General features: G+C 69.8%; 10 protein-coding genes. 1 reads left to right on the top strand and 9 read right to left on the bottom strand.

Translation table 11 applies throughout. The features are described from left to right. Positions 1-121: 121 nt before the first annotated feature. From LG634_RS04945 to lipP1, 5 genes are all read right to left on the bottom strand, one after another. A complete protein-coding gene (locus LG634_RS04945; protein WP_226732350.1) occupies positions 122-352 on the bottom strand; it encodes an acyl carrier protein in 231 nt (76 codons plus the stop codon). A gap of 11 nt (positions 353-363) precedes the next feature. Continuing rightward, entirely contained in the window at positions 364-1,188 is an 825-nt protein-coding gene (locus LG634_RS04940) for an aminoacyl--tRNA ligase-related protein (RefSeq protein WP_226732349.1), read from the bottom strand. Positions 1,189-1,199: 11 nt separating this feature from the next. After that, positions 1,200-2,084, bottom strand: a complete 885-nt coding sequence (locus LG634_RS04935) for a diiron oxygenase (RefSeq protein WP_226732348.1) — start codon at positions 2,082-2,084, stop codon at positions 1,200-1,202. 186 nt (positions 2,085-2,270) lie between these two features. After that, complete coding sequence (locus tag LG634_RS04930; RefSeq protein WP_372482369.1) at positions 2,271-3,539, bottom strand: MFS transporter; 1,269 nt, start codon at positions 3,537-3,539, stop codon at positions 2,271-2,273. 105 nt (positions 3,540-3,644) lie between these two features. Continuing rightward, the gene (gene lipP1, locus LG634_RS04925) at positions 3,645-4,583 is read right to left on the bottom strand and encodes a LipP1 family hormone-sensitive lipase (RefSeq protein ID WP_226732347.1); all 939 of its coding nucleotides are present in this window, start codon (positions 4,581-4,583) and stop codon (positions 3,645-3,647) included. 282 nt (positions 4,584-4,865) lie between these two features. Between lipP1 and LG634_RS04920 the strand changes: the two genes are divergently transcribed. Beyond that, a complete protein-coding gene (locus LG634_RS04920; RefSeq protein WP_226732346.1) occupies positions 4,866-5,681 on the top strand; it encodes an SAM-dependent methyltransferase in 816 nt (271 codons plus the stop codon). A 64-nt stretch (positions 5,682-5,745) separates the two neighbouring features. Here the strand turns inward: LG634_RS04920 and LG634_RS04915 are convergent, their stop codons facing one another. Genes LG634_RS04915 through LG634_RS04900 form a run of 4 tightly spaced genes read right to left on the bottom strand, consistent with a single transcriptional unit; the run spans position 5,746 to position 10,296 of the window. Then, complete coding sequence (locus LG634_RS04915; protein ID WP_226732345.1) at positions 5,746-7,092, bottom strand: hypothetical protein; 1,347 nt, start codon at positions 7,090-7,092, stop codon at positions 5,746-5,748. Between the two features lie 13 nt (positions 7,093-7,105). Beyond that, positions 7,106-8,062 (bottom strand): ornithine cyclodeaminase family protein, encoded by a 957-nt coding sequence (locus LG634_RS04910; RefSeq protein WP_226732344.1) that lies wholly within the window; start codon positions 8,060-8,062, stop codon positions 7,106-7,108. Continuing rightward, positions 8,059-9,315, bottom strand: coding sequence for an aminotransferase class I/II-fold pyridoxal phosphate-dependent enzyme (locus tag LG634_RS04905; RefSeq protein WP_226732343.1), 1,257 nt, complete (start codon positions 9,313-9,315; stop codon positions 8,059-8,061). The genes LG634_RS04910 and LG634_RS04905 overlap by 4 nt, the downstream gene beginning before the upstream one ends. A 51-nt stretch (positions 9,316-9,366) precedes the next feature. Next, positions 9,367-10,296: a hypothetical protein gene (locus tag LG634_RS04900; protein WP_226732342.1), complete on the bottom strand. Its 930-nt coding sequence runs from the start codon at positions 10,294-10,296 to the stop codon at positions 9,367-9,369. Position 10,297 lies beyond the last annotated feature (1 nt).

The following is a 10,297-nucleotide window of genomic DNA, read 5'->3' as shown; positions in this document are numbered from 1 at the left end:
CCCACCCCCGCCCCCGCCCCCCCCCCCCCCCCCGCCCCCCCCCCCCCCCGCCCCCCCCCGGGGGGGCCCGCCCGGCCCGGGGGCCGCCCCCCCCCCCCCCCCCCCCCCGACTTCCTGCTGGTCAGGCCACCTTGGCCAGGAACCTCTCGTTGATCTGGCCGAGGGTCCGGAAGTCTCCGACGCTCAGCGAGCCGACGTCGATCCGTTCTCCGGACAGCTCCTCCAGCAGAGCGATGAACTCCAGGAACGAGACCGACGCGATGAGCCGGGACTCGATGAGATCGGTGTCCCACGCGATGTCGCCCTCGAGATCCGGGTGCTTGGACCGGATCCACGTGATGACTTCTTCCATGCCATTGCCTCCTAGGCCGCAGATTCGTGTATCGCGCCGAGCGCGCGCTGAGGATCGCCGTGCACCTGCAACAGCGCATGGACCCAGCGCTCCACGCCGAACGCCAGGCAGCCGCTGTAGGCGGGCTCGCCCTCGAAGCGGATGCCCAGACGCTCGCCGAAGAAGTTGCGGTGCCGGTTGACCGATGCAATGGCGGTCCCGTCGTCCGCCACGAACTCGAACTTCACCGGGTCCAGTTCGTTGAACAGGGACCGCGCGCCGTCGCCGAGGTAGAACGGATCGGTCGCGGGCTCCCGGCGCACCTTGATGCCGAGCCGGTCGGCCAGGTCCAGAACCAGCTCGGTCGACCGCGTCAGGTGGTCCACCACACCGTCCCGGCTGCCGACGTAGAGCACCTCGCGCATGTGGAAGGAGCGGAGCCGGCGCAGACCGTCGTAGTGATCCTCGTTCCGGAAGCAGCGGCCGATCGACGTGACGACCTGCGGGGTGTCGATCCCGCTGTCCCGCAGCGTCAGCAGCAGGCCGTAGCACGTCGCGGTCGGCAGGCAGCAGCCGGTCGGAACGAGCGCGTGCCCGGGGGACGGGACAGCGGTCTCCCCCCGTGCCAGCTCCTCACGGGCGCCGTCCGGGAGCGTGGCCACCGGCAGCGCGAGGTGGGGGAAGTTGCGGAAGAAGTCGAGGCGTGCCAGGTCCTCCACCGGCAGCAGCGGCGGGCCGGCCACGGTTCGGCCTCCCAGCGCGGCGGCGATCTCCCGGAAGCGCGCCTCGAGGGCATCGAACAGGACGGTCTCCTCGGATTCCAGCACCGCGATTCCAGGGGCGACAAACGTCGGCATGAGATCTCCCGTCAGTGGAACAGGCCGATACGTCGGTAGAAGTTGTTGGTGCGTTCGGTGATGCGGGCGGTGATCGCCGCCCTGGCCGGATCGGACACGACCGAGGCACGGAACCGCGCGGGATCGGCGATGCCGGCGTCCTCGTAGGCATCGCGGCTGTAGAGCATCTGGATGATCAGGTCGATGTACCCGCGCAGATAGCGGCCGACCTCTTCGACCTCCTCGGCCGTGTGCGTCCTGCGCACCTCGTCGAAGAGCGCCTTCACCAGCTTCCCGCCGAAGGCGATGTGCCGGGACTCGTCGCGGTGGTGGATGCGGTTGACTTCACGCACCGTGTGCGGAAGCTGCTCGTCGGCCGCCATCTTGGCGTTGAAGTAGTCGCCGATCTGCTCGAATATGAGGATCTGGCTGAAGACGATGAAGTTGTTCATCTCCGGCGAGCGCTCGTCCGTCGGGAACACCATGCGGCGGTCCGGGTAGATGCGGCCGCAGTAGCGGAGGCAGAATTCGGCGAAGAACCACATGTGCTCGTTCTCTTCACCGATGAAGTGGTGGAAGTACGGCGTGGGAATCTCGTAACCGGGCGTGTGGATGCGGCGCATCACCTCGATGAGCAGCTCCCTGATGCCGTGGGCGATCAGGCTGTAGAGGTTGACGCTCTCCCATCGCGAGAGCTCGACGAGCTGTTGCGGGGTCAGTTCGCGCTCCGCGGCGGTGCCGTGGACGGAGAGCAGCTCCCGGCTCATCCACAGCCCTTCTCCTTCGGGCTCGATGGATTCGGGCCACTCGAAGGTCCGGTACGGGTTGTAGTAGTCGTCGACGGAGACGTCGATGAGCCTGTCCACGGCTCGGGCGAATTCGTCCGTCCACGCGATCGCCGGCGCTGCTGACAACATGACCTCCCTGATAGGACCAAGCCTTGAGCCGGCCTGCTCGACCGTCCCTTCGTACCGAGAAAGAAGCTACGGTCGCCCCGGCGCCGTGCGCGTCCGCGCCGAGTTCATGCGCGGAGCACACTGCGCTGACGTCTTTTCACCGGCGCCTGCGCACGACGCTTACCCCGGCGCCGCTGCGCGGACGGCTCAGCGCGATTCCAGCGCCGCGTGGGTGATGTTCCTCAGGAAGGGCAGCAGCGCGGCCGTCGTGATGACGGCGAACACCCCGAAAGCAGCTCGTGAACCGCCGAGTTCGGCCAGCACGCCGACCAGACCGGCGCCCAGCGGCAGGGCGCCGAACGCGAAGAAGCGGAACGTGGCGCTGAACCGGCCGAGCATCTCGTCGGGCACCAGACGCTGGGCGATGGTACGGGAGTTCACCGTCCAGAGCGTGCCTCCCAACCCGCCGAGGAAGGCCCCGACGGCCACCGACCAGACGCTGGTCGTCACCACGGGCAGGGCGACCATGGTGACGGTGGCGACGAGGTCGGCGAACATGGCCCAGCGCGCGCCCAGCAGCCGGTTGACCCGGGTCACCACCAGGGCGCCGGTCAGTCCGCCGATGCCGAGGGCGCTCAGCGCGATGCCGTACTCCTGCGGGTCCAGCCCCAGGGTCTCCTTGGCGTACAGCGGAAGCAGCGCCAGCCAGGCACCCCACGTGGCGTTCAGTACGGACACGACGAGCATCAGGGTGCGCAGCACCCGGTTGCGCCAGATGAAGCGCAGCCCTTCGGCGATCCGGCTGCGGACGGAGGAACGCGCCACTCCCGGGGCGGGCCCGGCGGCCCGGAACCGGCCCACCAGCAGCAGCAGGACGAGCGCGGCCGCGGCGTACGAGACCCCGGTGGCCCCCAGGGCGAACCCGGTCCCCGCGGCCAGCAGCAGTCCGCCGACGAACGGCCCGGCGAACTCGAATCCCACGGTTTCGGCGCCCAGCATCCAGGCGTTGACCCGTTCCCGTGCCGTCGCCGGCACCGCCGCGGGCACCAGGGTGGCGGCGGACGTCGAGGCGATGACGTCGGCGACACCGAGGATCGCGCCGGCGGCGAAGAGGCGGGGCAGGGTGACGCCGTCGCCCAGTGCGGAGGCGGTGAGCCAGCCCATCGCCGCCAGCCGCATGCCGTTCGCCGCCCACAGCAGCTTCCGCCGGTCGAACCGGTCGACGAGCACGCCGATGTGCAGCGCGATCAGCAGCCAGGGCAGCGTGAGCGTCAGCGAGACCGCGGTGACCTGGGTGGGCGAATCGGTGAGCTGTGCGGCGAGGAAGGGCAGGGTCGTCTTCATGACGCCGTCGGCGAGGCTCGTGACGGCGGTGAAGCCGACCAGGACCGCCGTGTTGCGTCGGCCGGCGGCCGCCTCGGGGGCCTTGCCGAGCGGATCCGCTTCCGTCTGTTGCAGCGCTTTCGAGTCGCTCACTGTGGGCCTCGCTCGATGTCGGTACGCGGAGGACGGGGAACCTCGGGACGAACCGTGCCCGGCGAGTGGACGCCGTGCTCCCGCGGTGTCCGGATCACGACGGTCTCACCCCAGCTGCCGGCGCAGGAAATCGCCGATCGACCCGAGGGCCTCCCGGGCGGTGTCGAGGACCGACGCCAAGGCCAGAAAGCCGTGCGGCAGGCCGGCATACGGGCGGTACTCCACCGGCACACCCGCGCGGGCGAGGGCGTCCGCATAGGCTTCGCCCTCGTCCTGCAGGGGACAGAACTCGGCGGTCATCATGAGCGCCGAGGGGAGCCCGCTGTGGTCCGTCGCGTTGAGCGGAGAGGCGTAGGGGTTGGCGCCGTCGGCGGGGTCGGCGAGGTAGAGGCTCCAGAACCAGGCGGTCGAGTGGGCGTTGAAGAACATCGGATCGGTGTTGGCCCGCATGGACGCGGTCGCCGAACCGTGGCGCATCGCCGGGTAGATGAGCACCTGCGCGGAGAGCGGCGGCCCGTCGTTGTCCCGGGCCATCAGGGAGACCGCCGCGGCCAGGGTGCCGCCGTTGCTGTCTCCCGCAACGCCGATGCGTGCGCTGTCGGCACCGAGCCGGTCCGCGTGCTCCGCCACCCATTTCACGGCGGCGTAGCAGTCGTCCACGGCCGCCGGGAACGGGTTCTCGGGCGCGAGCCGGTAGCCCACGGAGACGACCACGCACGGAACCATGCCGGACAGGGCACGGCACATCGCCTCCGACGTGTCCAGGGAGCCGACGACGAAACCGCCGCCGAAGAAGTACACCAGCACGGGCAGCGGACCGTCGCCGTGGCCCACCGGGCGGTACACCCTGAGCGTCAGCGGTCCGGCCGGACCGGCGATGTCCAGATCGAAGACCTCTTCGGGTTGTTCGATCCAGTCCCAGATCGCAGCTTCGGTTTCCCGGTCCGCTCGCCGCGCCTCGTCCACCGGCATGGTGTAGAGCGGCGTGAAACCGGCCGCCAGGCGGTATTTCCTGACTCCCTCGGCGACGGGATGAAGCGGCACGGAACTCTCCCAGCTCTTCGGCGCCAACGAGGCACGACAGAGGACGACCACGGGTCGTCCGACCGGCACGACCGGTCCGTCGTACCGAGCATGACGGTACGGCCGCGCCGGCGCCGGGCGCGTCCTCGAGGGGTTCAATCAGGTGGGCATGCCGTGTTTACCGTTTCCCCGGGGCTGAACATCCCGCTTACTCCGGCGCACTCCGCTTCCGTGCCACCCTTTCCTGCCAGTAGCCCGTCAAGGCAACGGAACACACGGACTCGAGGGGAAGAACGCCGCGTCATGCAGACGAACGATATGACTCCACAGCCCGGCAGGGTCGGCGGACTCCGGCAGCGCCCGGATGCGCATCCCGCGCGCGTCTACGACTACTTCATAGGCGGCGAGAACAGCCTCGAGGCCGACCGGGCCGCCGGTACCTGGATCCATCTGCAGGCACCCGACCTGTTGGCGACGATGCGGGCGAACCGCGCCTTCCTTTCCCGGGCGGTGCGGTGGCTCGCCGGACAGGGCGTCGACCAGTTCATCGACATCGGCTCCGGTTTCCCCGTCTCGCCGAACACGCACGAGATCGCCCTGTCCGCCCATCCGTCGGGGTCCGTCGTCTACTGCGACGTCGATCCCGCAGTGGGACAGCGCACGCGTGACCTGATCTCCGGCCAACAGGGCGCGGATTTCGTAGGGGGCGACATCCGCAGCCCCGAGGAGCTGCTGGCCCGGCCGGCCGTCCGGGCCCTGATGGAATCCGGCCGGCCCGTGGCCTGTGTGCTGGCCGCGGTCCTGCACTTCGTACCGGAGGGTGCGGACCCTGCCGGAATTGCGGCAGTTCTGCGGGAGGCGCTGCCCCGGGGCAGCTATCTCGTCGTCTCCCACATCGCAGGCGACATCCCGTGGAGCGACCGCAACGACGGGGAGGCGCTGAGGCGCGCCTTCGAGGACATGCATCCCCGTACCCGGGAACAGGTCACCGAGTTCTTCGGTGATTTCGAATTCGTCGCGCCGGGTGTGGTGCCGGCAGCCCGCTGGCAGCCCGCCGCCGGCACCGCCGAGGCGGAAGGCGCCCTCGCCATCTACGGCGGAGTGGCCCGCAAGCGCTGAGCCCCGGCCCGGCGAACACCGGAGCTCCGTCGTGTGTGCGGGACGTGCCGGTGCGTGCGGTCCGTCACGTACGGGGGGTCGGGCCGGCGTGGAATCCCGAACCGATCAGTGCTCCGCGGTCGAGGTTGAGCACGTCGGGACCTCCGTCCACGGGGGCGCACCGGTTGAACAGACCGCCGTATCCCGATGCCATCGTCACCACTCCCCAGTTCACGATCCACGGGCGGGATCCGCCGTCCGGATCCGGGAACGGCTCGGGTACCGGGTGGATGCGCCGCTGCAGTACGTACGGACCGTCCAGCGCGTCCAGCAGCAGACCGCGCCAGCCCTCCGGGGTGAGGTCCGGGGACCAGCCCGGCACCACACCCTGCCCGCCGTGCAGGAGAGTGGGTTTGAGGATGAGCTCGTGCCGCTCGGCCACGGCGTGATCCAGCAGAACCGTCTCGGTGCCGTCTTCCAGAACGACGGGTCCCGATGTCACCGAGGTGGTCCAGGGCAGCAGACGGTCGATGACGTCCAGCTCCTCCGCCGAGAAGAGGTGCCGGTTCGCGCGCTCGGAGAGCATGCCCAGGGACGCCTTGCTGCCGCAGAGTTCCGACTCCAGTGAGGTGAACATGCGGACCTCACCGTTCTCCAGGGCTCCGAGCAGGGGCTCGAGCCGGGCCTCGGCGTCGTCGTCGACCAGGTCCTCGATCAGGAACTGCCGGTAGACGATGTCGACGGGACGGTCCTCCAGCCACAGCCGGCCGTGCCGCCGCTCGAGCTGCCCGACATGGCACGGCGTGACGTCCAGCCCGTGGGCTCGCCATCGCCTGCAGAGCGTGCTCATGTACGGCAGGTTCTTCTCGATGTACGCGGACCATTCGACGTGCGCGATGACCGGGCGGTCGCCGGGCGCCAGCCCCATCTCCTGCCGGAAGGTGCGGACCTGCTCGGTCAGCGTGTCGACGTGCTGGAGTCCCTCTTCTTCTGCGAACCGGCGGAAGCCGGCGTTCTCCATGATGCCGCGGCAGATGTCTCCGCTGTCGAATCCGATCGTGCTCCCCATGTTGTACTCCATGAGGCGGAAGCCCGACCGGTCGGCGTAGAGGTCGGCCCGTCCCATGCTGGTCGGCGGGTTCGGCACGCCGGCGGAGGCGCGCTCGATGACGCGCACCTGCGTCCTGCCCATTCCGTTGGCCCGGGCGAATGCGCCGAGGTCTCCGTCGAACAGCAGGCGCGGCAGGCGGAAGAGCGCTCCGCGCAGCACCGCGAGGTCCCGGGACAGCTGCTGCACCTCTCCCGCGGAGAGGAAGACCGGACGGGGCGCGTACCCGCCGTAGTAGCCGTCGAGTTCCTTCTCGGAGGCCGGCCCCTGAATGCGTCCCGCCCTCTCCATGTACCTCTCGGTCACCGTGGTGTCGCGTGACATGTTCCTTGACTCCCTATCTCTGGCTCGTGTGGCCGATCAGGTGGGCGCAGGTGATCAGATCGAGGTAGGCGCACCCGGTGGAGGCGAAGACCGTCCGCCGCTCCGCGAGGCGGGCCGCCCCCGGACCGAACAGGGCGTCGAGCTCCACGGCGGCAGAGTGGCTCGCTCCGGCTTCGGCGATCGCCGTGGCCAGGTCTTCGACGATCACCAGGCTGGTGCCCAGCAGATCGGCGGGCAGTTCGCGGGATTCGGTGGTGTGCGCGCCCATGCAGTTGATGTGGACGTGGGCGGGGAGATCCGTCGGGATCGGCAGTGGGGTCACCGACGTGGTCGCGGTCGACAGGATGTCGGCTCCGCTGCCCGCCTCCCCGGCGGAGTCGCACACGACGACCTCCACTGGGGAACCGGCGGCGCTCGCCATGGTCTCGATGTCGCGGGCGAACGCCGCGGCCCGGCGGCCGTCACGGGAGAAGACCCGCACTTCGGCGAGGTCGCGCACCGCCGAGACCCCGAGGAACTGCTGCCGGGCCTGGACCCCTGACCCGATGATCCCCAGGACCCGGCTGTCCGGCGCGGCGCACCGGTCGGTGACCAGTGCCGTCACGGCGGCGCACTTCAGGTTGGTGACGACGGCTCCGTCCAGCATCCCGAGGTGGCGGCCGGTGGAGGCGGAGAACATCGGCACCCGCGAGGTGACGGTCGTGCCGCGGCCCGCCACGGGGGTCGCCACGATCGTGGCGACCTTGTTGATGTAGAGGTCGTGGTCGGGGGACACGGCGGGCATGGAGATGAACTTCACCCCCGCCGCGTCCTCGACGGTCTCGCGCCGCGGGACCAGCATCCGGGCCACGGACCCGCTGCGCACGGCGTCACCCATGGCCTCGGCCAGCGAGCGGACGAGCCGGGCGGACGACGTGGGTGCGGTGTCCGTGACCGTGGCCGTGGCCGTGGCCGTGGCCGTGGCCGTCACAGGAATCCGTCCAGCACGTCCTGCAGCGTGTCGACGAACGTCTCGGTCATCGCCGTGGTCATGTCGCCGCGCAGCATCAGCCGGATGCCCGCCTGCCCGCGCGGGACGACCGGGAAGAACATCGCCGAGCAGTAGTAGCCGCGCCGGTACAGCTCGGTGGCGAGGCGTACGGCCTTCTCGTTCTCGCCCACGGTGACGAACTTGATGTGCGATCCGACGCCGCGGATCGGGCGGCCCTTCATCCGCCGGTCGAACAGGGCGATGTTCTCGGCCAGCTGGTGCTGGCGTTCGCCGAGTTCCGGGGAACGGTGGACGGCGACACTGCCCAGCGTCGTGCCGATGGCGGCGGTGCGCATGCCCTGGGACCAGCCCATCGGGCCGGAGCGGTAGAGGAAGTCGAAGACGCTGGACGAGCCGAGCATCGCGATTCCGCCGGTGCTCCCGAACGCCTTGGCGGTCGAGGCGACGATCATGGTCCGCTCGTCGAGTTCCCGGAACACCGACCGGGCGTAGCCCTCGCCGTTGGGGCCCTGGGTGGAGAGGGAGTGGGAGTCGTCCAGGTAGACGTACATGCCGTACTTCTCCTGCAGGGACTTGATGCCCTCCAGGTCCGCGAGGCCTCCCGTGGAGTAGGCGCCCTCGCAGACGTACGCGACGCGCGGGTACCTGCGGCACACGTCTTCGAGGAAGTCCATGTCGTTGTGCGGGGAGGTGAGCACCAGGGACTCGTCGGCCACGACCGGTTTGACGAAGTTCATCGAGAAGTGCGCGAACCGGTCGAAGACCACGACCAGGGGGTCGGTGTCGGTGATGTGTCCGGACGCCAGCAGCGGCAGCACGGCCGCGCTGATCACCCCGCAGGAGATCGAGGGCAGCACGGGTGTGCCGAACAGCTCCGAGAGCTCCTCCTCCAGCCGGTGCGCGGCCTCCAGCCGGATGCGGAACTCCGCCATGGCCAGGCCCGTGACGTTCTCGGTCCGCAGCGCCCGGACGCCGGCCTCGACGACCGTGGGGTGGCTGTTGAGTCCGAGGTAGGAGCAGGAGGCGAGGTTGAGGAACTCGTGGCCGGTCCGCACGTCGCGCAGCCGGTTCTGGCCGTTCGCGGCGTCGACGCGGATGTCGAGCATGCCGTGCTCTCCGGCGAGCTTCCATGCGGCTTCGCCCGCAGGGACCATGCGCTGGTTGTTGCGGAACCGGTGCGGCCCCATCGTGGTGTCGGCCGCGGGGTCGGTCACGGTGTCATGGGTGTGCATGCGTCTCCTCGGGTCAGGCAGGGGAGGGACGGGTGGTCCATCGGCTGCCTCTCAGTTGCCACGGGCGGACGGGCCCTGAGCGGCGAGTGCCGTGTCCACGCCCCGGTGGTAGCGGTCGTGGTCCGAGGTGTTCGCCTCCGGCACCGTGACGATGACCTCCGGTATGCCGAGGCGGTAGTAGCGGTACCAGTTGTCCAGGTTCTGCCCGTCCGCGAACTGAAGCTCGATGTGGCGCAGCGGGCGCTTGCCGGGCCTGGCAGGATCCGCAAGGGTCGGGGTGGAGCCCGCGTGCGCGAGCCCGCCGTCGACCTCGTTGTTCAGGACGACCATGACCATGTCGTTGAGCAGGTCGACGTCCAGGGCGACCGCGTGGTCGGCGAGGACGGTGCCGGCGTGTTCCTGGCGGACCGCGACGTTGTAGCTGTGCGGCATCAGCTCGACGAGATCGGCCGGCTCGACGCCCGTCGTGCGGCAGTACTCGCGGGTGTTGCACACGATCGGCAGGCCGCCGTCGATGTTGGTGTTCGGGCCGTAGACGTTGCCGATGAAGGTCGTGGCGGCGTCGAAGTGGACGCACTTGGTGGTGAGGAACTCACGCGATTCGGTGTGGTCCGAGTTGGGCGTGAAGCTGGTGTTCTTGTTGAATCCGTCCACGTCCATGCTCGCCACCTGGTCGTAGTCCATGACCACCGGGGTGTGCCGGGTGAGGTCGGTCTTGGCCGCGAAGGCGCGGAAGGCCGCCTCGAGGTAGTCCCGGGCGGCTGCGGCGTCGCCCTCGTCGTGGATGTCCATGCCGTGCTCGGCCAGCAGCGTGCTGACGCCGTGGCAGACGGCCAGCCCGGCACCGTCCGCGACCAGCTCCTCCAAGCGGGCCGTCAGCTCGGCCGGCACGGCTCCGAACCGGCCTCCGACGACCTCGACCTCGTAGTCGGAGACGTCGACCATCGCCAGCTGCACGATGTCCGTCATCGCGGTGCTCATC

The organism is Streptomyces bambusae, from assembly GCF_020532645.1.
Taxonomy (GTDB): Bacteria; Actinomycetota; Actinomycetes; order Streptomycetales; family Streptomycetaceae; genus Streptomyces; species Streptomyces bambusae.
This window is presented reverse-complemented; position numbering and strand designations above follow the sequence as displayed.

What these genes read in the sequence shown, in the direction of transcription:
- LG634_RS04945 (WP_226732350.1), bottom strand. Translation starts at nt 352, where the DNA reads ATGGAAGAAGTCATCACGTGGATCCGGTCCAAGCACCCGGATCTCGAG.
- LG634_RS04940 (WP_226732349.1), bottom strand. Translation starts at nt 1,188, where the DNA reads ATGCCGACGTTTGTCGCCCCTGGAATCGCGGTGCTGGAATCCGAGGAG.
- LG634_RS04935 (WP_226732348.1), bottom strand. Translation starts at nt 2,084, where the DNA reads ATGTTGTCAGCAGCGCCGGCGATCGCGTGGACGGACGAATTCGCCCGA.
- LG634_RS04920 (WP_226732346.1), top strand. Translation starts at nt 4,866, where the DNA reads ATGCAGACGAACGATATGACTCCACAGCCCGGCAGGGTCGGCGGACTC.
- LG634_RS04915 (WP_226732345.1), bottom strand. Translation starts at nt 7,092, where the DNA reads ATGTCACGCGACACCACGGTGACCGAGAGGTACATGGAGAGGGCGGGA.
- LG634_RS04905 (WP_226732343.1), bottom strand. Translation starts at nt 9,315, where the DNA reads ATGCACACCCATGACACCGTGACCGACCCCGCGGCCGACACCACGATG.
- LG634_RS04900 (WP_226732342.1), bottom strand. Translation starts at nt 10,296, where the DNA reads ATGAGCACCGCGATGACGGACATCGTGCAGCTGGCGATGGTCGACGTC.